This window comes from Desulfuribacillus alkaliarsenatis (assembly GCF_001730225.1).
Classification (GTDB): Bacteria; Bacillota; Bacilli; order Desulfuribacillales; family Desulfuribacillaceae; genus Desulfuribacillus; species Desulfuribacillus alkaliarsenatis.
In genome coordinates, this window is record NZ_MIJE01000001.1 from 587,578 (window position 1) to 611,263 (window position 23,686).

Annotated in this window: 25 protein-coding genes; all 25 read left to right on the plus strand. The window is 35.4% G+C overall.

Annotation, left to right across the window (positions count from 1 at the left end):
- Positions 1–105 precede the first annotated feature (105 nt).
- Positions 106–465 carry a NusG domain II-containing protein gene (locus BHF68_RS03035; protein ID WP_069642145.1) on the plus strand — a complete coding sequence of 120 codons (360 nt, stop codon included), beginning with the start codon at positions 106–108 and terminating at the stop codon, positions 463–465.
- 73 nt (positions 466–538) lie between these two features.
- Entirely contained in the window at positions 539–1,063 is a 525-nt protein-coding gene (locus BHF68_RS03040) for a Gx transporter family protein (RefSeq protein WP_069642281.1), read from the plus strand.
- A gap of 15 nt (positions 1,064–1,078) precedes the next feature.
- Entirely contained in the window at positions 1,079–1,897 is an 819-nt protein-coding gene (locus BHF68_RS03045; protein WP_084019161.1) for an energy-coupling factor transporter transmembrane component T, read from the plus strand.
- Between the two features lie 178 nt (positions 1,898–2,075).
- Entirely contained in the window at positions 2,076–2,345 is a 270-nt protein-coding gene (gene rpsO, locus BHF68_RS03050; RefSeq protein WP_069642146.1) for a 30S ribosomal protein S15, read from the plus strand.
- A gap of 112 nt (positions 2,346–2,457) precedes the next feature.
- Positions 2,458–4,578 (plus strand): polyribonucleotide nucleotidyltransferase, encoded by a 2,121-nt coding sequence (gene pnp / locus BHF68_RS03055; protein ID WP_069642147.1) that lies wholly within the window; start codon positions 2,458–2,460, stop codon positions 4,576–4,578.
- Positions 4,579–4,666: 88 nt separating this feature from the next.
- Positions 4,667–5,710, plus strand: a complete 1,044-nt coding sequence (locus BHF68_RS03060; RefSeq protein ID WP_176719864.1) for a polysaccharide deacetylase family protein — start codon at positions 4,667–4,669, stop codon at positions 5,708–5,710.
- Between the two features lie 75 nt (positions 5,711–5,785).
- Entirely contained in the window at positions 5,786–7,018 is a 1,233-nt protein-coding gene (locus BHF68_RS03065; protein ID WP_069642148.1) for a M16 family metallopeptidase, read from the plus strand.
- Positions 7,019–7,047: 29 nt separating this feature from the next.
- Positions 7,048–7,509: a dUTP diphosphatase gene (gene dut, locus BHF68_RS03070; RefSeq protein WP_245669618.1), complete on the plus strand. Its 462-nt coding sequence runs from the start codon at positions 7,048–7,050 to the stop codon at positions 7,507–7,509.
- Positions 7,510–7,768: 259 nt separating this feature from the next.
- Positions 7,769–8,668, plus strand: coding sequence for a dipicolinate synthase subunit DpsA (gene dpsA, locus BHF68_RS03075; RefSeq protein WP_069642149.1), 900 nt, complete (start codon positions 7,769–7,771; stop codon positions 8,666–8,668).
- A complete protein-coding gene (locus BHF68_RS03080) occupies positions 8,668–9,267 on the plus strand; it encodes a dipicolinate synthase subunit B (RefSeq protein WP_069642150.1) in 600 nt (199 codons plus the stop codon). The genes dpsA and BHF68_RS03080 overlap by 1 nt, the downstream gene beginning before the upstream one ends.
- Positions 9,268–9,321: 54 nt before the next feature.
- Positions 9,322–10,371: an aspartate-semialdehyde dehydrogenase gene (locus BHF68_RS03085; RefSeq protein WP_069642151.1), complete on the plus strand. Its 1,050-nt coding sequence runs from the start codon at positions 9,322–9,324 to the stop codon at positions 10,369–10,371.
- 25 nt (positions 10,372–10,396) lie between these two features.
- Positions 10,397–11,605, plus strand: coding sequence for an aspartate kinase (dapG, locus tag BHF68_RS03090; protein WP_069642152.1), 1,209 nt, complete (start codon positions 10,397–10,399; stop codon positions 11,603–11,605).
- 33 nt (positions 11,606–11,638) lie between these two features.
- Positions 11,639–12,505, plus strand: a complete 867-nt coding sequence (gene dapA / locus BHF68_RS03095; RefSeq protein ID WP_069642153.1) for a 4-hydroxy-tetrahydrodipicolinate synthase — start codon at positions 11,639–11,641, stop codon at positions 12,503–12,505.
- A 138-nt stretch (positions 12,506–12,643) separates the two neighbouring features.
- Positions 12,644–13,624: an arsenic resistance protein gene (locus BHF68_RS03100; protein ID WP_069642154.1), complete on the plus strand. Its 981-nt coding sequence runs from the start codon at positions 12,644–12,646 to the stop codon at positions 13,622–13,624.
- Positions 13,625–13,782: 158 nt separating this feature from the next.
- Entirely contained in the window at positions 13,783–15,456 is a 1,674-nt protein-coding gene (locus BHF68_RS03105; protein ID WP_069642155.1) for a ribonuclease J, read from the plus strand.
- Between the two features lie 174 nt (positions 15,457–15,630).
- On the plus strand, positions 15,631–15,771 hold the full coding sequence (locus BHF68_RS15315) for a hypothetical protein (protein WP_176719865.1): 141 nt from the start codon (positions 15,631–15,633) through the stop codon (positions 15,769–15,771).
- Between the two features lie 69 nt (positions 15,772–15,840).
- Positions 15,841–16,011 (plus strand): hypothetical protein, encoded by a 171-nt coding sequence (locus tag BHF68_RS15320; RefSeq protein WP_176719866.1) that lies wholly within the window; start codon positions 15,841–15,843, stop codon positions 16,009–16,011.
- Between the two features lie 127 nt (positions 16,012–16,138).
- Entirely contained in the window at positions 16,139–16,627 is a 489-nt protein-coding gene (locus tag BHF68_RS03110; RefSeq protein WP_069642156.1) for a hypothetical protein, read from the plus strand.
- Positions 16,617–17,699, plus strand: coding sequence for a phosphodiester glycosidase family protein (locus BHF68_RS03115; RefSeq protein WP_245669619.1), 1,083 nt, complete (start codon positions 16,617–16,619; stop codon positions 17,697–17,699). Before BHF68_RS03110 ends, BHF68_RS03115 begins: the two co-directional genes overlap by 11 nt.
- 113 nt (positions 17,700–17,812) lie before the next feature.
- Positions 17,813–18,862: a GGDEF domain-containing response regulator gene (locus BHF68_RS03120; protein ID WP_069642157.1), complete on the plus strand. Its 1,050-nt coding sequence runs from the start codon at positions 17,813–17,815 to the stop codon at positions 18,860–18,862.
- A gap of 32 nt (positions 18,863–18,894) precedes the next feature.
- On the plus strand, positions 18,895–19,461 hold the full coding sequence (locus BHF68_RS03125; RefSeq protein ID WP_069642158.1) for a flavodoxin family protein: 567 nt from the start codon (positions 18,895–18,897) through the stop codon (positions 19,459–19,461).
- Positions 19,462–19,654: 193 nt separating this feature from the next.
- A complete protein-coding gene (locus BHF68_RS03130) occupies positions 19,655–20,407 on the plus strand; it encodes a ClpP family protease (RefSeq protein ID WP_084019179.1) in 753 nt (250 codons plus the stop codon).
- Complete coding sequence (locus BHF68_RS03135) at positions 20,404–20,622, plus strand: YlzJ-like family protein (protein WP_069642160.1); 219 nt, start codon at positions 20,404–20,406, stop codon at positions 20,620–20,622. The genes BHF68_RS03130 and BHF68_RS03135 overlap by 4 nt, the downstream gene beginning before the upstream one ends.
- Positions 20,623–20,736: 114 nt before the next feature.
- Complete coding sequence (locus BHF68_RS03140) at positions 20,737–23,097, plus strand: FtsK/SpoIIIE family DNA translocase (RefSeq protein WP_069642161.1); 2,361 nt, start codon at positions 20,737–20,739, stop codon at positions 23,095–23,097.
- Between the two features lie 78 nt (positions 23,098–23,175).
- Positions 23,176–23,577: an Asp23/Gls24 family envelope stress response protein gene (locus BHF68_RS03145; RefSeq protein WP_069642162.1), complete on the plus strand. Its 402-nt coding sequence runs from the start codon at positions 23,176–23,178 to the stop codon at positions 23,575–23,577.
- Positions 23,578–23,686: the final 109 nt, after the last annotated feature.

The following is a 23,686-nucleotide window of genomic DNA, read 5'->3' on the forward strand; positions in this document are numbered from 1 at the left end:
CGATATTATCTATTTAACTATGCACTTTTTACTGAGAATCGTGAATGGGAATTATAGATTGAGATAATCGTATCCTGCTTTTAATAGAATTGGAGGCAATTTGCAATGGAAACATCAAGGAAAATGAAACGAGGAGACTTCGTTACACTTGCATTTGCAGGAGTGGTTGCTGGTGCCTTGTTTTTATGGAATTCTACTAGAGGCATGGCTCAGCAAGATGATGTTTTAATAGCTGAAATTAGACAGGACGGCAAGCTAATTCGAGAGATTGACCTGCATAAGATAAAAGATTCTAAAATTGTACAGATTGAAGGAGCGATTACTGTTGTCATTGAGGCGCAACCAGGCAGGATTCGTTTTCAATCATCAGAGTGTCCAGACCAGGTTTGTGTTCATACTGGATGGCTAACGCAGCAAGGACAATTAGCTGCTTGTCTACCATCGAAAACAATAGTAACAATATAGTTTACTATCGTAATTTAGTAGAATTGATAAATTGGCAACTGATTTCTTATCATACTTAGCAAAGGTTGACGATATGAGTAAATATAAACGATATGCAATCATTATTATACTCGTTACGAATGGAATATTGATTTCCTTTCTAGAATCATTTATCCCTGTTCCTGTACCTGTTCCTGGGGTTAAGCTAGGTTTGGGGAATATTGTAACAATCATAGGGATTGTTTTTTTGAATTTTCGAGATGTTCTTTTTATAGTTGCAGTTCGTAGTATTGTTGTTGCAATGCTAACAAGAGGCGTGATGATGTTGGCATTTAGTTTAACAGGAGGCATTGCAAGTGCGATTGTAATGACTATCTTATACAAGAGATTTTCGAATATGTTTAGCATTAAAGGGATTAGTATTGTTGGGGCGATTGTTCACAGCACGTCACAAGTCGTTGTAGCGTCATTTATCTTAGGTCAAATTGTTATATTGTATTATCTTCCTGTGCTGCTAGTCTCATCCGTCATAACAGGATACATCACGGGGAGTATAGCGGAAATTGCAATTGATGAAATACGAAAAAAAGGACTATTCGAAGCAAACAAAACAGCATAGGTCGGGTGTCTTACTATGAGTACAGGGGAACTGTCAAAAGATATTAAAAATATAAAAGATGAAAAAACGGATTATATTCGTGTATCTCCACAGCTTGATAGTGGTTTGAAATTTTTGATTGCTCTAATCATGAGTACCATTCCATTTCTACTGCGTGACACGTATAGTTTTGTCATTCTAACGGTTTTTTTATTCGTGACTACAATCCTCTTACGAATTCGTCCACGCACCATTTTAACAAGTTTTGCCGCATATAGCATTATAGTCTTGTTACCGTATATGTTTGGTTTTTTTATAAGTACGGTTATTTTTTGGTTTTCAGGCAATGAAGTATTTGCTTATCACCAGCAGATTTCTGACATTGCACTTAGGATGTTTCAATTGTTTTTGTTATGGTATGTTGGAAGTTTGTATTTCCAATCAACTTCTATGAAATCGTTTATCGGATTGCTTGATAAGTTGTTATCTCCGTTAAAACGTTTGGGAGTACCTATTTCAGATCACCTTAAAGTCATTATGTGTGTAGTTAACGAACTTAAGGTACTTGGTCCAGAGATGAAAAAACAATTTTCAGAAAGTATGCAATCCCTGAAAGCTGATAAAAAAAGCATATTTAATATTAATATTAAAGGGATTTCTAATATTATAATTTCATTTTTAGTAAATTCTTTTAAACGGTTGGATTATATAGAGGAATATTTACAACAGGTTGAGACGGATGAGTTATATGAATACCAGTTTCAAATTTCAAAAGAGGATATATGGATGCTTATTACTTTTATTCTTTTAGTATATTTATTGTTTATTGTTGAAACGGGATATGCATTTTTCTAATTTAACAGATCAATAATCGAAGTTATGTAACAATGGCATGAACGAAAACGAAAGATATGTTTACTTTCTGAATGTTATGTGTTATACTTCGTCAAGTAGTAGACCTTAAGCGCGGGTATTGACAACTCCGACGATATACTGGGCTTTTGGAGTTTACATTAAAAAGGAGGTGAAAAATATGGCCCTTAATACAGAACGTAAATCTCAGCTTATAGATAACTATAAGGTTCATGAGAATGACACAGGATCACCAGAGGTACAAATCGCCATATTAACAGAGAAGATTAACTATCTTAACGATCATTTACGCACACACAAAAAAGATCACCATTCACGTCGTGGTCTTCTAAAAATGGTTGGTAAACGTCGTAACCTGTTAACGTACTTAAAGAACAAAGATATTAATCGTTACCGTAGCTTGATTGGAAGCTTAGGTTTACGTAAGTAATGCATTAAAAAGCGGGATAAATCCCGCTTTTTTAAGTTTATTTTTTATTCTTGCAGGGAAAACTATATTTTATGTAGAATATACGTTAGGGTGAAAGGAGGAAATACATATTATGGAACAAGCAACAGAGAAGAATTTTTCAATTGATTTAGCAGGACGTACTCTAACAGTTGAGAGTGGAAAACTAGCTAAGCAGGCAAACGGCTCAGTCCTAGTTAGATATGGAGATACTGCTGTTCTTGCAACAGTAACGGCATCTAGAGAGCCGAAAAATCTTGATTTCTTTCCATTGACAGTAAATTATGAAGAGCGTTTGTACGCAGTAGGTAAGATTCCAGGCGGATTTATTAAGCGTGAAGGTAGACCAAGTGAGAAGGCAATTTTAGCATCACGTTTAATTGACCGACCAATACGTCCTTTATTTGCTGATGGATTTCGTAATGAAGTACAAATAGTTACTTACGTATTATCAGCAGATCAAAACTGTTCATCAGAAATGGCTGCTATGCTCGGGGCTTCAGTGTCACTAGGGATATCAGATGTTCCCTTCGATGGACCTATCGCGGGTGTTGTAGTCGGCAGGGTTAACGATGAGTTTATTATTAATCCTACTATTGAACAAGCGGCTATGAGTGACCTTGATTTAGTTATCGCAGGCACGAAGCACGCTGTAAACATGGTTGAAGCAGGTGCCAAGGAAATATCGGAAGAAGTAATGCTTGAAGCGATACTTTTTGGTCATGAGAAGATTAAGGAATTAGTGGCATTTCAAGAGCAGATAATTGCAGAAATTGGCAAAGAAAAAATGGAAGTTACTTTAGCTGAGCCAGATGCAGAAGTTTCAGAGCAGGTTAAAGCCTTTGCCTTGGAGAAAATGTCTGTAGCAATTCAAACACAAGACAAGCATGAGCGTCAAGAAAAGATTGATCTAGTAAAACAAGAAACTGTGGAACATTTTACTGATGTCTTAGAAGACGAATCAAAGCTATCTGATGTAAAAGAAGTATTAGATTTGCTAATTAAGAAGGAAGTTAGACGACTTATTACTGAAGAAGGCATAAGACCTGATGGTAGGTCAAAAGAAGAAATACGACCTATTACCAGTGAGGTTGGCATATTGCCAAGAACTCATGGATCTGGACTATTCACAAGGGGACAAACACAGGCCCTTAGTATTTGTACACTAGGACCGTTAGGTGATGTACAAATATTAGATGGACTAGGACTAGAAGAATCTAAACGTTTTATGCATCATTATAATTTCCCACCGTTTTCTGTAGGTGAAGCAAGACCATTAAGACCACCGGGAAGACGTGAAATTGGACATGGAGCATTAGGTGAGCGCGCATTAGAGATTGTAATCCCTAATGAAGAAGAATTCCCATACACAATTCGTCTTGTATCTGAAATATTAGAGTCTAACGGCTCTACATCACAGGCTGCTATATGTGCAAGTACATTAGCGATGATGGACGCGGGCGTGCCAATTAAAGCGCCAGTAGCTGGCATTGCCATGGGACTAGTTATGGAGAACGATAAGGTAGCTGTTCTAAGTGATATTCAAGGTATGGAAGATTTTCTAGGAGATATGGATTTCAAGGTTGCTGGTACTAGAGATGGTATCACAGCTTTACAAATGGATATGAAGATTTCTGGAATTACTAAGGACATTCTTGTTCAAGCACTAGAGCAAGCAAAGGCTGGCAGAAATCATATCCTAGATAGAATGTTATCGGTTATTGATAAACCTAAATCAGAACTATCAAAATATGCTCCTAAGATAATCACATTCCAGGTTAAACCTGACAAAATCCGCGATATCATCGGTCCAGGTGGTAAAATGATTAACAAAATCATTGAAGAAACTGGAGTGAAAATTGATATCGAGCAAGATGGTAAAATATACATTGCAACCACAGATTTAGAAAGTGGGCAGAAAGCTAAACAACTAATTGAGAATATTGTAAGAGAGGTTGCAATAGGCGAAACATACTTAGGTAAGGTAACAAGGGTTGAGAAATATGGAGCTTTTGTTGAACTTATACCTAATAAAGAAGGCCTCCTGCATATATCTCAACTTTCTGAAGATCGCGTGAATAAAGTTGAAGATGTAGTCAATGTCGGCGACACAATAATGGTTAAGGTAACAGAAATAGATGCTCAAGGTAAAGTGAAAATATCACATAAAGCCTATCTAAAAGATGAAAAGAATATCAAAAAGCAAGCAGAATAAAATAGCTTGCTTTTTTCTTTTGTCAATTTCATAGTAGACTTTTTAGCGCATACAATATTAGAAAGTATGCTGGAAAAGTGGTGATATGATGGGAAAGGATGTATATTACTCTTTTAAATTACCTAAAAAAGCAATCGCAGCCTTCATAACATTAATAATTATGATTATTGTAATAGAAAGCACATGGAACGTTTCAGATCGCTTACAGCGGTCAATATTTGGTGTCTCAATGGGTGTTACATTAGAAGGAGTGACAATTCAAAGACATTTAGACCATGAAATTCGTAATTTTATCGAAAGCTATGCTAGGGAAAAAAAGTTTGAAGCAGAAAATGCAAGAATTGATTCTATATGGAAGGGTATTCCAGGTATCAATGGAATAGAAGTAGATATAGAGAAGACCTTGAACAAAGCATTGTCTGCTAAAAGAAATGAAGATGTGCAATTTCAGTATCGTCAATGGGAGCCAGAAGTACAGCTTAAAGACCTAGGTGCAGTACCCATATATCGAGGTAATTCACAAAAACAGGCAATGGCGTTAATGATTAATGTTTCCTGGGGAACAGAATGGATAGAGAATATATTAGAAATTTTAGAAGAAAATAATGTTAAGGTTACATTTTTTGTTGCAGGAGACTGGGTAGAAAAAAATCATGAAATGCTTCTCCGCATCTATTTTGCAGGACATGAAATCGGTAGCCATGCTTATACTCATAGAAACATGAGCACATTAGACAAACGAGAATTAGCATGGGAAATGCAAAAAACCGATCAAATTATCCAAAAAACCTTACCGCATATTACGACTAGGTTATTCGCACCACCGTCAGGAGATTTTAACCAGCAAGTAGTCGATGTTGCTCATAGCTTGGATAAATATACTGTGCTATGGACTTTAGATACTATTGACTGGCAAAGGCCAGCACCTAGCACAATAGTCAACAGAATAGTGCCTAAAGCAGAAAATGGAGCGTTAGTCTTGATGCATCCAACTGAACCTACAGTAGAGGCATTAAAGACTATGATTCCAAAATTGTCAGAAAAGGGTTATAAACTACTTACTGTAAGTGAATTGTTATCATCACAGCGAAATGATATCGCAATACAATCTGATACCATTGGATTTCCTTGAGAATTCTGGTATATTTAATACCAAGATTTGTTCATTAGTAAAAATAATTATCTTAGAATTATTGGAGGACTTACATTGATTGAAAAAAAGACTTTAGAAAATGGAGTACGCATAGTAGTTGAAAAAATTCCTACGGTACGATCTGTATCCCTTGGAATTTGGATAGGAGCAGGCTCAAGGCACGAGGCTAAAGGTAATAATGGGATATCTCACTTTATTGAACATATGATGTTCAAAGGAACAGAAAAGTTGACGGCAAAACAAATTGCTGAAACCTTTGATAGCATCGGAGGACAAATCAACGCACTTACTTCTAAAGAATACACATGCTATTATGCTAAAGTGATTGATGACCACTTTGATTTGGCCATTGAAGTTCTAGCGGATATGTTCTTTAATTCTAAGTTTGACGAAGCAGATATAGATAAAGAGCGTGGAGTTGTATTAGAGGAGCTATCAATGTATGAGGATACCCCTGATGATCTGGTGCATGATTTAATTGGGCAAGCAAGCTTTGGAGAGCATCCACTAGGAAGCACAATACTAGGTACCAGGGAAGTATTACATAACCTCAACCGAGAAATGATAGTCAATTATATAAGTGAGAACTACACTGCAAATAATATAGTCATTACAATTGCAGGTAATGTTAACGACTCTGTTTTTGAAAAAGTCGCATCGTTATTCAGTTCATTAAAAGGCGAACGACCAAAACCAAGCAAAAACGAGATCAGTCTACTAAAAAACAAAGTAGTACTAAACAAAAAAACCGAGCAAGCCCATATTTGTTTGGCAAACAATGGTTATGCCGTTGGCGATAAAAGCATGTACACCTTAGCAATAATCAACAATATTTTAGGTGGCAGTATGAGTTCACGTCTGTTCCAGGAGATTCGTGAACAACGGGGATTGGCTTATTCTGTATACTCATACCACTCTGCTTTTTATGACAATGGTATGTATGTATCATATCTAGGAACTTCTCCTAAGCATGTAAAAGAAGCCATTGAAGTAATTACTTCAATATATAAAGACTTACACAATAATGGTATTTCTAAAGAAGAGCTAAATAAAGCAAAAGAGCAGTTAAAGGGAATGCTGATGTTAAGTCTAGAAAGTACAACTAGCCGGATGAATAGATTGGGTAAAAATGAACTCCTATTAGAAAAACAAATCGATTTAGACGAAACAATAGCGAAAATTAATGAAGTTACACTAGAGCATGCTAAAGATGTCTGCAACCAAGTATTCAAAGATAAAAGCACAATAGCGGCGATTGGCCCTTTTGATGACATAGATTATAACTAGAAGAATTGAGACGGAGAGGACAATAGATTGTGGAAAATGATATAACAGTACGCTTTAAAAAGCTATCAGAAAAAGTTGGCAATAGTGTACCAAGTCCGTTCTATGCAACAAAAGGTTCAGCAGGGGTAGACGTTGCAGCTTGCGTAGACGAAACGATAATAATAGAGCCAAGTAAATGGGTGAAAGTCCCAACAGGTTTAGCCCTGGAGATTGATAATACAAATATTGTAGGCCTGGTATTTCCGAGGAGCGGTCTAGCGTATAGGAATGGTATTACGCTGCAAAATGCAGTTGGTGTAATAGATTCAGATTATCGTGGACCACTTGAAATACTTATAAGAAATGAGGGTCCTACTCCGATAGAAGTTAAAAACGGTGACAGAATTGCACAGTTAGTCTTTGTGCCAATATATCAAGTTAACATAGAGTTTGTAGAACAGCTAAAAGAAACTGACCGCGGCAGTGGAGGCTTTGGCTCTACAGGTGTATAAATAATACTAAAAACAGGCGCAAAATATATATTGATATACTCCCCTTATAGTAGACAGTTAAAATAAATTTACTGTTTATTATAAGGTTTTTTTATTATATTACAGCTAATCTTAGAAGGCGCTATTTATGTAACATGTAATTGTATATTAGCATAGGATACCAGTAACGACAGTGAGGGCAAAAATATATTATACTGTTTATTAGATAATGCTTGATATTTTTTTGATTTCGCTTACAATGTTGGAAAGGGGTTAGACAATGCTTACAGGATTTAGAATAGCTTTTATAGGCGGCGATGCTCGCCAAATCGAAGTTATACAACATTGCTCGGACTTGGATGCTTCGATTTTATTATTTGGATTTGAAAATTTAAAAAACGAGTTTACAGGTGCGATTAAGAAGGATATAACCCCAAATTCTTTTGAGAATGTTGATGCTATTGTGTTACCTGTTACTGGTATCCAAGAAGATGGAAAAGTCGACTCATGCTTTACTAATAAAGAGTTGATATTAACAGAAGAGCATTTTGCAAAAGCAAACAAAAATGTAATTGTATTTACAGGTATTGCCAATCAGTGTTTAAAGAATTATTGTAGCATTACAGATAAAAAATTAGTTGAATTGATGAATTTAAATGAAGTAGCCATCTCAAATTCTATACCTACTGCTGAAGGTGCGATTTTAATGGCTATTCAAAATACTGATTTTACAATTCACAGCTCAAGTGTATTCGTTCTAGGCTTAGGTAGAGTAGGTGTCACCCTTGCTAGAACACTTAAAGCATTAGGTGCCAAAGTCTACTTGGTAGCAAGAAAACCTGAAGACTTAGCTAGAGCTGAGGAGATGGGACTTACACCTGTTCATATAAGTAAAATGCCAGAATATCTAATACATGCTGACATAGTATATAATACTATACCTGCATTAGTACTAGATGCTTCATGCTTAGTTAAGCTACCACCACATGCGTTAATAATAGATTTAGCCTCTAAGCCAGGTGGTACTGATTTCCGTTATGCAGAAAAACGTGGTATTAAGTCAATATTAGCTCCAGGATTGCCTGGAATCGTTGCCCCTAAAACAGCTGGTAAAATCATTGCTAATGCTTTAGCACGACTTTTATCGGAACACAAACATCAGCTTGGGGGTGAAAATTAATGGATGTTTCAGGAAAAACAATTGGTTTTGCATTTACTGGATCTCATTGTACCTTTGCTAAAATAATGCCAATTTTAAAAGAATTAAAAAATAGAGGCGCTGAAGTAATACCAATTATCACAGAATCGGTGAAAGATACTGACACTAGATTTGGTAAAGCAGCTGATTGGATTAAAGAAATAGAGCAAATTACAAACAACAAATGTATTAGTACTATCGTTGATGCTGAACCAGTAGGTCCTAAAGCTCTATTAGACGTACTTGTGATAGCACCATGCTCAGGGAATACAATAGGTAAGCTGGCTAATGCTATTACAGACACAGCAGTTTTAATGGCTACTAAAGCACAATTAAGAAACCAACGTCCTGTCGTTATTGCAGTATCAACAAATGATGGTTTAGGATTGAATGGAGTAAACATTGGTAGATTATGTGCTATTAAAAATATTTTCATGGTACCTTTCGGTCAAGATGATCCAATTAATAAAGAGAATTCAATAGTTGCTGATATGAGCATGATTATTCCGACTATAGAAAAAGCTTTAGAATACAAGCAAATTCAGCCTGTTATAGTTGAAGTATTTAGTAAGAAGAAATAAACAATATAAAATAAACAATAAAAATAATTAAGTTAAAGGAGTTGTAAGAGGGTTATGGTAAAGGAAAAATTCAATGTAGCTGTTGTTGGGGCAACAGGAGCTGTAGGTCAAGCAATGATTTCAATGTTAGAAAGTAGAGATTTTCCAACGGATGAGCTGCGCTTGTTAGCATCAAAGAGATCAGTAGGGAAAAAAGTGATGTACAAAGGCAAAGAGCTAGAAATTCAAGAAGCAAATGAAAACGCTTTTGCAGGCATTGACATTGCATTATTTAGTGCTGGTGGCAGTGTAAGTAAAGCGTTAGCACCTGCAGCAGTTAAAAGTGGTGCGATTGTCGTTGATAACACAAGTGCTTTTAGAATGGATGAGAATGTTCCGCTTATTGTTCCCGAGGTTAATATCGAAAGGGCAAAAGATCATCAAGGAATCATAGCAAATCCAAATTGCTCTACTATTCAAATGGTTGTTGCCTTGAAACCAATTTTTGATAAGTGGGGAATTAAGCGTATTGTCGTGTCCACCTATCAAGCAGTATCAGGATCTGGAGTAGAAGCTGTTAAAGAGCTTCAAGCTCAAGCACAGGCTGTACTTGATGGCAAAACAGACTTTCCAAAAGAAATACTACCCGTTGGATCGCTGCCAAAGCATTATCAAATTGCATTTAATGCTATACCTCAAATTGATGTATTCGAGGATAACGGTTTTACTAAAGAAGAAATGAAGATGGTAAATGAAACTCAAAAAATATTTGAGGACTCCTCAATAGAAGTTACTCCTACGGCTGTACGTATAGGTATTGTAAACGGCCATTCGGAGGCAATCTATGTTGAGACAAAAGAAGCATTTGACATGAAAGATGTCGTAGCTTCCCTTTCCAACTTTGAAGGTCTACAAGTTGTAGATAATATTCAGGAACAGGAATATCCGTTAGCAACTGATGTAGATGGGAAACTTGATGTATACGTAGGACGTATCAGAAAAGATTTATATAACGAGAAGGGCATTAACATGTGGGTTGTAGCTGACAACCTATTAAAGGGTGCCGCTTGGAACGCTGTGCAAATTGCAGAATATCTTACAAAAACTAAAGAGGTTTGGAAATAAAAATAATTCATAAGCAGGGATATATATGAGTATTATTGTGCAAAAATTTGGTGGATCCTCCCTTACAAGTATTGAGAAGAGGGAGCAGGCAATAGGGCATATAATCCGAGCTAAAATAGAAGGTAAGAAAGTTGTTGTCGTTGTATCTGCAATGGGGCGTATGGGTGATCCATACGCCACAGATACATTACTAAGTTTATTTCATTACAAAGGCAAAAACAGCCCAGAAAAACGCGAAAAAGATTTATTAGTTCATTGTGGTGAAATAATATCTGCTACAGTTATGGCTAATATGCTTACACAATCTGGTCACCAAGCGATAGTTTTAACTGGCTATCAGGCTGGAATTCAAACAACACAGGAGTATAATGACGCACAAATTATAGATATTAATACGGAAAGAATCAGAAAAGAGCTATTTGATGATAAAATTGTAATCATTACAGGATTTCAAGGAGTATCTAAACAGGGAGAAATAACTACCCTTGGCAGAGGTGGCAGTGATACTACCGCTACAGCCATAGGAGCAGCACTAGATGCAGACTACTGTGATATTTATACAGATGTAGATGGAGTTATGACAGCTGACCCAAGAATTGTAGCAGATGCAAAAAAACTTAATACTATTACTTATCATGAAATATGTAATTTGGCTTACCAAGGCGCTAAAGTTATACATCCCAGAGCTGTTGAAGCTGCAATGCAGAAAAAGATACCAATTAGAATTAGGTCTACATTTAATAATGGGCCTGGAACAATAATAACAGACCAAAAAGTACAAGATATAAATAACAATCAAAAGCAATTAATTACAAGCATCACACAATTAGACAAAATAACACAAATTAAAATCCATGCTGATGAAGGTCAGTACGATTTACAAATGAAGGTTTTCCGTGCGATGGCAGACAATGATATAAGTGTCGACTTTATTAACGTAAACATGAACGGTGTAGCATATACGGTTGCTGATGGAGTTACTGATTTAGCAACTAATGTTTTAAGTACACTAGGACTAAAACCGAAAATTGAGCGTAATTGTGCTAAAATATCATGTATCGGGGCAGCAATGACAGGCGTCCCTGGTGTTATGGCGAAAATTATTGAAACATTAACATATAATAATATAAAAATTTTACAATCTGCAGACTCACACACAACAATCTGGGTCTTAGTTAAAGAAAATGATATGGCAAAAGGCGTTAAGGCGTTGCATAAAGCATTTAATTTATAATTAAGATTACTAAATGTTTGGGAGGGAATTTTTATGGATTTTGGACGTTTAATAACGGCTATGGTAACACCTTTTACGGATGATTTAGAAGTGGATTATAATAAAGTGAATTTACTTGTAGATTATTTAATTGAGCAAGGTAACGATGGGTTAGTAGTGGGAGGCACTACTGGTGAGTCCCCTAACCTAACAAAAGCAGAAAAAATTAAGCTGTTTGAAACAGTAATAGAACGTGCACAAGGCAAGTTGAAAATCATTGCGGGAACAGGCAGTAATAACACAAAAGAATCTATAGAATTAACACAGGCGGCCGAGAAACTTGGAGTAGATGGAGCGATGCTAGTAGTACCATACTATAATAAGCCTTCTGATGAAGGACTTTATCAGCACTTCAAAGCAATTGCTGAGAGTACAAAGCTGCCTATTATGCTCTATAATGTTCCAGGCAGAACATCTTTAAATATGAAAGCAGCTACTGTTGTCCGTTTAGCTAAAATAGAAAATATATGCTGCATTAAAGAGGCAAGCGGAGATCTTGCGCAGGTAACTAATATATTATTAGGAACAGACGATAAATTTTTAGTTTATAGCGGTGACGATTCAAATACATTACCAATGTTAGCTGTAGGTGGACATGGCGTAGTCAGCGTTGCAGGTCATGTTATAGGTAACGAAATTAAAGCAATGATTAACGATTATATAGCAGGTAACGTTGAAAAAGCTGCTAAGGAACATCAAAGGTTAATGCCTATCTTTGAAGGCATGTTTATCACCTCTAACCCAGTGCCAGTAAAAGCCGCCTTAAATCAAAAAGGTATTGAAGTAGGTTCAGTAAGGCCACCATTAGTGGGAGCGACACCAGAACAACAGCAGTTTGTAAAAAACTTATTACAAGAATAAGCGAATAAAAACAAATAGTTAGAAAATCAAAACATTTAACAGTTATAATTTGTAAAGGAGCTTGGCTATCATACGATGTCAGGTTCTTTTTTACAATAGTAAATAAAAGAAATATATAATAGTTAATAGGAGACTTAAATGCAGCGGCTTTTCACTTTTCCATCACAAAATCTACATCTTGTTATCCCACTTAGTATGATTTTAGGTGTATTTTTAGGAATATTTGTTAACACTGAACAATTAAGAGCAATTATATTGCCCCTTACCTTCGTTATGGTCGTATCAGCAATGTTGGGATTTCCTTGGAGAGCTTTATTTCATAGACATGGCAACAAAATTTTATGCATTTCCTTAGTAATTAATTTTATTATTGTACCATTTGTAGCCTGGTTAACAATAACAATATTTCCTTTGACACCAGAAATGGCAATTGGCTTTATATTTTTAGCAGCATTACCTACTAGTAGTATGAGTATCATATGGACCGTACTTGCAAAAGGGAATGTACAGGCTGCAGTGAGAATGAGCACAGTTGGTCTACTGATTGGTTCGTTTCTACTACCAATTTATTTATTTTTCATAGTAGGACAAACTATAGCTATACCTTTAAAAGACGTTTTTTTATCAATAGTGCTAATGGTCATTTTGCCATTATTAATATCTCAAGTTGTGCAGAAGTTCCTAGCATATAATAAATACGATAATTTTCAACGCATTACTGGTTACTATCTGCCAAACATAAATAGCTGGCTGTTATCTATTATCATTCTTTTAAATATAAGCTTACAGGTTGAAGGATTGATACAATATAAGCAGCAAATTGTCGTATTGATATTTGCATTTACATTTTTCTACATTTTAACATTTTCTATAGCTACTATAATATCTAAAAAATGGTTTAATAAAGAAGATGGTATAGCATTAGTCTATGGCACAGCAATTAGACATTTAACAATTTCCTTAGGTATTACCATAGCTGCCTTTGGTGGAATAACGGTGTTTGTAATAACCTTCGCTTATGTATTTCAAGCCCAGGCTGCAGCTTGGTATGGAAAAATTGCCAATAAATACATATGGAAATCAGCAATAATAACTGAAAATTCAAACATTACTAATTAACAGTTTGTTGACTTGTTTGTTAATGTCACTTAATGTATAATATGGACAAGTGATTGGTGCGGTTTCCTTTATTTGTAAGCATAACAAACGAATACTATACCAAATAATAATCAAAAAAAACAATCAAAAAAATAATATAATTTTATGGAGGTGGGATATTGTCTCGCAATCAAGACAAGCTTTCTATCATCCCTTTGGGCGGAGTAGGGGAAATAGGAAAAAATATGTTTGTATTCCAGTATAAGGATGAAATTGTTGTAGTAGATGCTGGACTTAAATTTCCAGATGAGGAAATGCTGGGGATAGATATTGTTATTCCTGATTACACTTATTTAATAGAAAATAAGGATAAAATTAAAGGCTTAGTTATTACCCATGGTCATGAAGACCATATTGGAGGAGTTCCGTATTTATTAAAAAACTTCTCGTCATTGCCTATTTATGGAACTAAACTAACCTTAGGCCTAGTTGGAAACAAACTTAAGGAGCACCAACTTAGTGAAACTGCACAGTTAAATGTTGTTAATAGCACTGCAAAAATAGAGCTTGGAAAACACTTTGAAATTGAATTTTTCCATGTTAACCATAGTATTCCAGATGCTACAGGACTTATTATTAAAACTCCTGAAGGTATAATTGTTCATTCAGGAGATTTCAAATTTGATCAAACGCCTGTAGATGGTAAAGTTACCAATTATCAAAAGCTTGCAGAATTAGGGAATCAGAATGTTATTGCTTTGCTAGTAGATAGCACAAATGCAGAGCGTCCAGGAATTACACTATCTGAACGAAGTGTAGGGATAGCAATCGATGAAGCTTTCCGCTCTGCTCAGCAAAGAATAATAGTTGCAACATTTGCTTCTAATGTGCATAGACTTCAACAGGTAATTGAGTCAGCTGTAAAGTTTGAGAGAAAAGTTACTGTAGTTGGACGAAGTATGATTAATGTCGTTCAAATTGCAATGGAGTTAGGCTACTTACACGTGCCAGATGGTGTACTTGTAGATATTGATGAAATAGATAAACTGCCTGGAGACGAAATTGTTATTTTATCAACAGGTAGTCAAGGTGAGCCGATGTCAGCATTAAGCAGAATGGCTAGGGGTGCACATCGTAAAGTAGAAGTATTGCCTGGAGACACTGTGATTTTAGCAGCAACACCAATTCCAGGAAATGAAAAACTTGTTTCAAAAACAATAGATTTATTATTTAAGTGTGGAGCTTCAGTTACATATCGCTCAGTATCTGGGGTGCATGTTTCAGGACATGGAAGCCAAGAAGAACTTAAGCTAATGATGAATTTAGTAAAGCCTAAGCATGTTATTCCAATTCATGGTGAATACCGTATGATGAGGGAGTTATCTAATATAGCCGAGCAAGTGGGCATTACTGAAGAACATGTGATAAAAATGGAAATTGGTGATGTAGTAGAATTTTCTCAAGGTACTGGACGCATAACAGGCAAGGTTCCTTCAGGGAATGTATTAATCGATGGACTTGGTATTGGAGACGTTGGAAACATCGTATTACGAGACCGTAAGCTATTGTCTCAAGACGGTATTTTAGTCGTTGTTGTTACTTTAAGTAAGAAAGATGGATCTGTCCTTTCTGGTCCTGATATTGTGTCTAGAGGATTTGTATACGTCAGAGAGTCAGAAAAACTTTTGGAAGAGGCTAATAAGGTGGTTGCTGACACACTTTCAAAAATGAATGCCGATAAAATGAGTGACTGGTCTTCTGTCAAAACAAATGTAAAAGAATCACTTGGTAAATTCTTATTTGAGAGAACTAGAAGAAAACCGATGATACTACCAATAATTATGGAAGTATAAAGCTAATAAAATAAGCTAATATAAATAAACTAATCAATCACTTTAAAACCTGGAAAAGTAATTTTCCAGGTTTTTTCATGCTATTTAGGTTAAAAAATAAACTCAGTACACAAAATACTAGAAACACAATTATTTGTATTTATTACGACTAACATTATTGCTGGGAGGTGTACTATGGACCCGAAAGAGTTAAAGCAAGTTTCTGCAGAGCATCAAGATAAAATTGACCCAAATCAAGTTGATATAGACGGATTGGGAGACAGTAGTTTTTTTAATGAAAAAGACGAGGAGCTAGTTCACAGCTGTGATGAATAGATGTTCTAAAAGGTATATAAAGCCCATAAAATAATAATATCAAACCTATTCATCATGGGAGGTGGGGCAGTGAAATTAGACGATTTAAAGGGGAAGAAGGTTCTGGATTATAGAATCATCGATAATAGTGAAGAGGTTAACGTAGAAATCATATTAGAAAACAATCTATATTTAAAAATTAACCTTACAAATTTGCCAGTGGATGCAATTAGCATAGGTAAGAGGAAAGATTATCTTTAAAATCCGTCGATTGGCGGATTTTTTGCATTAAGTGTACTAATAATCGTTTAGGTATATTTAAGGATTGTATTTTATTCTATGTCCTTTATACTAATATATATATGAAACTAAATTAGGGGGCTAGATAATGTCAGATTATAATTACGAATATGCAACTAGAAGTACTCAACAATCCATGGGTTCCCTAGACAGAGCTACTAAAAATAACAAGAAAAAGCCTTTGAAGATTTTCATTGGTTTTTTAGCAGTTTTAGTAATATGGGCTGGTCTTTTCTGGGTTGGGTACACCTATGCAATCAATTATATTAATGAAAGCCAAAAACTAATTACTGCAGAAATAGCCAGTATTAATCAGTCAAATATGAACACAATAGACAATTTTAATGCAGAGTTAGTAAAGTTACAGGCAGAAATTCAAAGTGTTAATAAAGATATAGTACTTGTTGTAGACCAATTAAGTTTTATACAAGAGGAGCTTGAGTTAACAGGTCAAACCATGACAGGTAGTGATCAGACTCGTCAAGCCTTAACAGCTAGAATTGCTGACCTTGATCGACAATTAGATGAATTACGACTTCAACTAATACGGTTAGAGGAGGCTGCCCGTGTTTATTAAAATTCAATTATTACTATTGCTTTTAATAACCCCACTTGTTGGCTTTATCATGGGTTTTAAGAGTATTAATGTATCTGCTGATGAATTAACACAGCTCTATATTCAGGAGTATGAAATAAGCGAAAATATTAGTGCTTTTACAAAAGATATAAACCAATTAAGCCTCGATATTTCAAAATCCTACACCTATGCTTCTATGTCTAATATGCTAATTGAAGCGATACGTAATAATGCATTTACAGATATGCTAGCTTATGAACAACAAAGATTTCAATTAGATGCATTAGTTGAAGCTAGCTTAAACAATAGTAGAAGGTCAGAGGATGTTTTGGATCAGATATTAGCAAGGATGCTAGGTCAACCTATAGGGCAGACCTTTGGAGAAAATGCTGGAATTAAAGTTTATTCATTAGAAGAAGCTGGCTACCGTGGGTTTATGGCGAAGGTTCGCTTACATAACCCTAATGCAGTTAGAATGGTGTTAGCAGAAGACCAAGTGTTCAGTTCTGGAGAAACAACTAGAAATGCAGCAAATCGTTCTGGTGCTATGCTAGCTGTAAATGCAGGTGGCTTTATGAGTGAGGACGGAAAAATTAGGCCATTAGGTATCACGGTAATTGATGGTGAAGTTCTAACATACTCTAATTCAGATTTAAGTGTTATAGGATTTAATGAAAATGGTAACTTAGTAGGCGGGAGAATTGAGTCAGAGGAGCAATTAAACCAAATTGGTATTATACATGGAGCCAGCTTTTTACCTACTTTACTAAAAGATGGTATTAAGCAGTCGATACCAGCCCAATGGGCTAATGCAAGGCAGCCAAGGACTATGATTGGTCATTTTGAAAATGGAGACTTATTATTTATCGTTATAGACGGTCGACGAGAAGGTTGGAGTATGGGTGTAACATTAGAAGAAGCTCAGGATAAGCTGTTAGAATTTAATGTGCGAGATGCTTACAACTTAGATGGTGGAGGATCTAGCACATTCTTTTACGATGGTCAGGTTTTAAATCGTCCTTCATCAGGGTCAGAGCGGAGAGTAACTACAAATATAGTAATAATTCCGTAAATTGGTTTATTTGACATTGGTTATTGAAAATAGTGTCAAATAAACTTATAATTAAATATTATAGTATTATAGTGAGTTATAATTGGTGACAAATAAAGGTAGGTGATTTTTTCATGAGTATCCTGATAGTGGATGATTCAACACTAGCGAGAGCTGTCTTGAGTGATATTTTAATGGGAAATGGCTATGATGATATTGTGATGAAATCATCTGCTAAGGAAGCTATCGAATATATTCTTAAGAACTCTTGCGGGTCACCAAGTGATGTATCAATTGAAGTAGATTTGATATTAATGGACGGGATAATGCCTGAAATTGAAGGGATAGAGGCATGCAGATTAATACGTAATATTGAAGGAATGGCTGATATTCCCATCATTATGGTAACGGGAAAAACAGACATTAAAACTTTACAGGATGCATTTGATGCTGGTGCTAATGATTATATAACCAAACCATTTAATAAGCTTGAGTTACTGGCAAGGGTTAGGGCAGCATTAAACTTAAAGTATGAGATTGATAAAAGAAAAGATAGGGAACGAGAGCTTAAAGAGTTAAATAAAATATTGCAAGAATTGTCTTCAATTGATGGCCTTACAGGGGTAGCAAATAGAAGAAGATTTGATGAAACATTAGAGATAGAGTTTAAGCGAGCAGTAAGGAACAACAAAAAACTTTCCATTATTATGGCAGATATTGATTTCTTTAAGGAGTACAATGATACTTATGGACATCAAGCTGGCGATGACTGTTTAAAGAAAATAGCCAGTGTACTAAATGATATTGTAAAAAGGCCTGGTGATTTAGTTGCTCGTTATGGCGGGGAAGAATTTGTAGTTATACTACCTGATACAGATGAGCAAGGTGCCAAAAATATTGCATTATTAGCTAAAAATAATGTTGAGAATCTAAAAATACCACACGAAAAATCAAGAGTAGGAGAGCATGTTACCATAAGCTTAGGAGTATCTACTTTGACTGAAGATATAGCTACAAGGCACCAACTACTTAAAGAAGCGGATATAGCATTATACGAGTCAAAAAAATCAGGAAGAAACTGTGTGCATGTATATTCTGCAAATAGCAATACTCCTGGTCATTGTGATGCAAAAATTATTCGATTATCTGAAAAACAGCTCGAAAAAAAACATAAAGTTGATTAACGTGAGAATTATTTGTGATAGGGGGAAGGGTTTTGGCTAAAGTAATACTACTATCAGGAAGTCCGAACAAAATAGGAAATACTATGGATGTATTGAAAGAATGCAAGAAAAGTATTGAGAATGAAAATGTAGAAGCTGAGATAATTTCATTGTCAGGTAAAAATATTCGAGGCTGTACAGGCTGCCGAAAATGCAAAGAAATAAAAAAGTGCATTATCGACGATGGATTAAATGATATTCTTTTTAAGGTTAAAGAAGCCGAAGGCTTTATTATAGGAGCACCTGTGTACTTTGGTACACCAAGGGGAGACTTAATGAATGCTATACAAAGAATTGGTATGGTTTCCTATGGTACGGACAGATTTTTATCCTGGAAAGTTGGTGGCCCAGTTGCTATCGGCAGAAGAGGTGGATTATCGACGACCTACCAAGAGATGCTTATGTTTTATTTTATAAATGAAATGATAGTACCTGGATCATCGTATTGGAATATTGTTTTTGGTAAAGCTCCAGGGGATGCCCTCAAAGATACAGAAGGTATAGAGTCGACAACCCGTTTTGCATCGAATGTTGCAAAGCTTATAAACAAAATAAACTGATTTTTAGGCCCTTGTCAAATTGAACAAGGGCTTTGTTATGGCTTCTTAAAGCTTGTTTTAATTGTGTTATCTTAGTGTCCCGTATGAATTTTTATTTAAGACAAATACTATTTAAAGATACGGTTTGAACTAATTAATCAAGGAGATGTCGGAAATGGATTATAAAAAAAGAAAAAGGTTAATTAATCAGGATATGCCAGATACATCTGAACCCAATCCAGCATTACCTCCAACAAAACCCCAAAAAAATAAAGGTAAAAAGAAGGAACTTGAAGAGCCTAACATTATTGATACAATCAAGAATTTTGGGCAGACGAATATTCCACAAGTAGAGAGCAATATCCACTGTTTGAACATTATTGGACAGGTTGAAGGCCATATGGTATTACCTCCACAAAATAAAACAACAAAGTACGAGCATATAATACCGCAAATTGTCGCAGCTGAGCAGAATGAAAAAGTTGAAGGTATTTTAATTATATTAAATACCGTTGGCGGCGATGTAGAGGCAGGACTAGCATTAGCTGAAATGATTTCAAGTCTTTCTAAACCAACTGTAACGTTGGTCTTAGGTGGTGGTCACTCAATTGGAGTGCCAATTGCCGTATCCTCTAATTATAGTTACATAGCTGAAACGGCGACGATGACTATTCATCCTATTCGCTTAACTGGTCTTGTTATTGGAGTGCCACAAACCTATGAGTATTTGGATAAGATGCAGGAAAGGGTAGTCAGGTTTGTGACTAAGCATTCAAACATAAGTGAAGAAAAGTTTAAGGAATTAATGTATAAAACAGGTAATTTAGCACGAGATATTGGAACTAACGTTATTGGAATTGACGCTGTTAACCACGGTATCATTGATGAAGTCGGTGGTTTAGGACAAGCAATTAAAAAGCTAAACGAACTAATTGCTCAAAATAAAGGAGGCGGGTTATTACAATGATAATCTATACACCTTTACCAATAGAATCTGTTCTTAATCAGACTGATATTGAAGAACCTAACTATACAGAAATGGACTACCAGGGTAAAAAAGTAATAGTTGAGTCGATTGACAGCTATCAAGCTAAAATTGTACGCTTAATAAGCAGTAATCCTAATGATTTTTTAAACGCTAATTATACTCCAGGAAAAATAATATATTTTAGACCTGAGTAAGAAGGAACTTAAGGCATCTACAAGAATTATTAAGTAGATGTCTTTATGTTTATTGCAGTATTAACTATTGTAGATTATTATATGTAGGATAGATAAGATTAGGGAGCGAAGACAATGGGTGCATTTAAAGAACTGAACAGAAATATTAAATACGAACTTATTGGTATCATTATCATAGTAATTTCGGCTTTGGCATTAGGTCAATTTGGATCAATCGGGAATTCATTATCTTTTATCACAAGGCTTTTTGCAGGTAATTGGGGATTTTTAATACCTCTGTTTACTGGTGCTTATGCAGTATACATAATATTTAAGAGAAAGCAAATTCAATACAGTTCAAGATTTTTCGGGATTATTTTATTTTTTTTAGTACTTTTGATATATAGTCATTTGAATTTATATGTACAGCTAGTAGGTAGAACGGGTGCTGAATTCAACATTATACAAACAACCTATCAGGCTATAATTGATAGCAGGAATACGCAAGAATCTATCGATTTAGGAGGGGGCTTAATAGGTGCTGTTTTCTTGTGGATAAGCATATACTTGTTCGACGTAAGTGGGACGAGGCTTGTTCTAATTGGTGCAATGTTAATTGGAATTTTATTAATAACAAAACTTACAATAGGTGATGTTTTATATAAAGCTATAGCACAAATCAAAGATTTATACAAACGTTTGTTGGAATACATTGGAAATATATTGGGGATTTTAAATCCAAAAAATGTTGCAAAAATTGAGCAAGCTGAAAAATCTGATTTAGCTGAAGCAGATACAAAAGAGACAAATAGTAATAAGGCTTCGCATGTTTTACAGGAAGAAACCAGAGTCTTAAAACAAGCCAATAATAAGTTTATAAATCAAAGCGAAGATAAAAAAAATAATGACAAAGTAATTTCCTATACTTCTTTTAACGAAGTTGAAAAAGACATAAGTGCTACGGCAGTAGAAAAAAGCGATTCATTAACAGATTTACAATCAGTTCTAGCACAGGATGATAAGCATTCTAGCTACCAAGACATTAACAGACAAGGCAGCTATAGATTCCCATCTATAGAATTGTTAGAGAATCGTTCATCAAAACGCAAGGTAGATATTAACATTTCCTCGAACATAAGAAAGCTTGAAGCAACTTTAGAGAGTTTTGGTGTGGTAGCGAAAGTTGTAAACTATAGCCAAGGACCATCTGTTACTCGCTACGAGCTTCAGCCTGCTATTGGTGTAAAAGTTAGTAAAGTATTAAATTTAACAGATGACTTAGCATTAGCACTTGCAGCAAAGGATATTAGGATGGAAGCACCTATTCCAGGTAAAGCAGCTATAGGCATAGAAGTTCCAAATCAAGATATAGAAGTAATAGGACTTAGAGAAGTCGTATCAAGTAATGAATTTAAACAAGCATCATCAAAGCTTACTATTGCACTTGGTAAGGATTTATCAGGAAATTCGATAGTAGCAGATTTAGCAAAAATGCCCCATTTGTTGATAGCTGGCTCGACTGGGTCGGGTAAAAGTGTCTGTGTTAATGGGATCATAACTAGTATTTTATATAAAGCAACTCCAGATGAAGTGAAGTTATTCATGATTGATCCTAAAATGGTTGAGCTAAACGTATATAACGGTATACCTCATTTAGTAACGCCAGTAGTAACAGATCCACGTCAAGCGTCATATTTACTGAAAAAAGTAGTGCAAGAGATGGAAAGAAGATATCGTTTGTTTGCAGAGCGCAAGGCTCGGGATTTAGAACGATACAACTTTTTAATAAAAGAAGAACATTCTAAAGGAAACGATTCTTTTGAGTGCTTACCTCAAATAGTTGTAATTATTGACGAATTAGCTGACCTTATGATGGTAGCTCCAGGTGATGTTGAGGACGCCATTTGTCGTATTGCACAAATGGCTAGAGCTGCTGGTATACATTTGATTATTGCTACCCAGAGACCAAGTGTAGATGTCATTACAGGAATTATTAAGGCGAATATACCGAGTAGAATTGCCTTTTCCGTAGCATCACAGACTGACTCAAGAACAATACTCGATATGGGTGGTGCAGAAAAATTACTAGGCAGAGGAGATATGCTGTTTTTACCAGTTGGAGCGGCTAAACCAGTTCGCTTACAAGGTGCCTATTTATCTGAACAGGAGATTGAAGAAATTGTTACCCATGTAAAATCGCAGCAACAAGCTAATAGTCAGGAGGAATTATTAGATTTTACGGAAGCTCCAATAAATGATTTGATTGAAGACGTCCAAGACGAATTGTACTTACAGGCAGTTGATCTAGTAGTGGATGCAGGACAGGCCTCAGTTTCATATTTACAAAGAAAGCTAAAAATAGGATATGCACGGGCAGCGAGATTGATTGACACGATGGAGGAGCAGGGCGTGGTCGGGAGTTTTGAAGGTAGTAAGCCTAGGGAAGTACTTATAACGAAGGAACAGCATATTCAACAGCAACAGAATTCTAAATAGTAGCATTTCTTGTAAATAGTCTACATAAGATTGAACAACAGTGATATTTGTACAACTATTAACAAGGAGATGTTATAAATGACAACACAAATAATAAAAGAAATACAATCAATTAGTGGAGTTAAAGGTAGACTTACTTTTAACCCTGAGGTGATAAAGCATATTGCAGCAATTGTAGCCCGTGACGTTATAGGCATCTATTCAATAAGTGGTGGAATTTTTGATGGCATAGCTGAACGATTAAGTAATAAGCAGCAGTATAAGGGTATTAAGGTCGTAGTAGAGGAGTCTGAGGTTGTTTTTGATATTAACATTATTGTAGAATATGCTCACTCGATTCCAGACATATATAAAGAGCTAAAGTCGGATTTAAAGCAAACAATATACTATATGACGGGTCTAGAAGTTGTGGAAGTAAATCTAATGGTTGACGGATTAAAAATAGTAGAAGAACTTAACGAGGAAATAGCTAAAGACTAGAATTTTAACATTATCAACTATTTTATAGGATGCATGCTAAAACAGGGTGAATAACCCTGTTTTTTTTATACCAATCAGGACTAATAAGTTTAGGTGGTTTATGAAAAGG

Bases quoted from the DNA above. Each gene is read 5' to 3' on its own strand.
- BHF68_RS03035 (WP_069642145.1), top strand. From the start codon at position 106: ATGGAAACATCAAGGAAAATGAAACGAGGAGACTTCGTTACACTTGCA.
- BHF68_RS03040 (WP_069642281.1), top strand. From the start codon at position 539: ATGAGTAAATATAAACGATATGCAATCATTATTATACTCGTTACGAAT.
- BHF68_RS03045 (WP_084019161.1), top strand. From the start codon at position 1,079: ATGAGTACAGGGGAACTGTCAAAAGATATTAAAAATATAAAAGATGAA.
- rpsO (WP_069642146.1), top strand. From the start codon at position 2,076: ATGGCCCTTAATACAGAACGTAAATCTCAGCTTATAGATAACTATAAG.
- pnp (WP_069642147.1), top strand. From the start codon at position 2,458: ATGGAACAAGCAACAGAGAAGAATTTTTCAATTGATTTAGCAGGACGT.
- BHF68_RS03060 (WP_176719864.1), top strand. From the start codon at position 4,667: ATGGGAAAGGATGTATATTACTCTTTTAAATTACCTAAAAAAGCAATC.
- dpsA (WP_069642149.1), top strand. From the start codon at position 7,769: ATGCTTACAGGATTTAGAATAGCTTTTATAGGCGGCGATGCTCGCCAA.
- BHF68_RS03080 (WP_069642150.1), top strand. From the start codon at position 8,668: ATGGATGTTTCAGGAAAAACAATTGGTTTTGCATTTACTGGATCTCAT.
- BHF68_RS03085 (WP_069642151.1), top strand. From the start codon at position 9,322: ATGGTAAAGGAAAAATTCAATGTAGCTGTTGTTGGGGCAACAGGAGCT.
- dapG (WP_069642152.1), top strand. From the start codon at position 10,397: ATGAGTATTATTGTGCAAAAATTTGGTGGATCCTCCCTTACAAGTATT.
- dapA (WP_069642153.1), top strand. From the start codon at position 11,639: ATGGATTTTGGACGTTTAATAACGGCTATGGTAACACCTTTTACGGAT.
- BHF68_RS03100 (WP_069642154.1), top strand. From the start codon at position 12,644: ATGCAGCGGCTTTTCACTTTTCCATCACAAAATCTACATCTTGTTATC.
- BHF68_RS15315 (WP_176719865.1), top strand. From the start codon at position 15,631: ATGGACCCGAAAGAGTTAAAGCAAGTTTCTGCAGAGCATCAAGATAAA.
- BHF68_RS03110 (WP_069642156.1), top strand. From the start codon at position 16,139: ATGTCAGATTATAATTACGAATATGCAACTAGAAGTACTCAACAATCC.
- BHF68_RS03120 (WP_069642157.1), top strand. From the start codon at position 17,813: ATGAGTATCCTGATAGTGGATGATTCAACACTAGCGAGAGCTGTCTTG.
- BHF68_RS03130 (WP_084019179.1), top strand. From the start codon at position 19,655: ATGCCAGATACATCTGAACCCAATCCAGCATTACCTCCAACAAAACCC.
- BHF68_RS03135 (WP_069642160.1), top strand. From the start codon at position 20,404: ATGATAATCTATACACCTTTACCAATAGAATCTGTTCTTAATCAGACT.
- BHF68_RS03140 (WP_069642161.1), top strand. From the start codon at position 20,737: ATGGGTGCATTTAAAGAACTGAACAGAAATATTAAATACGAACTTATT.
- BHF68_RS03145 (WP_069642162.1), top strand. From the start codon at position 23,176: ATGACAACACAAATAATAAAAGAAATACAATCAATTAGTGGAGTTAAA.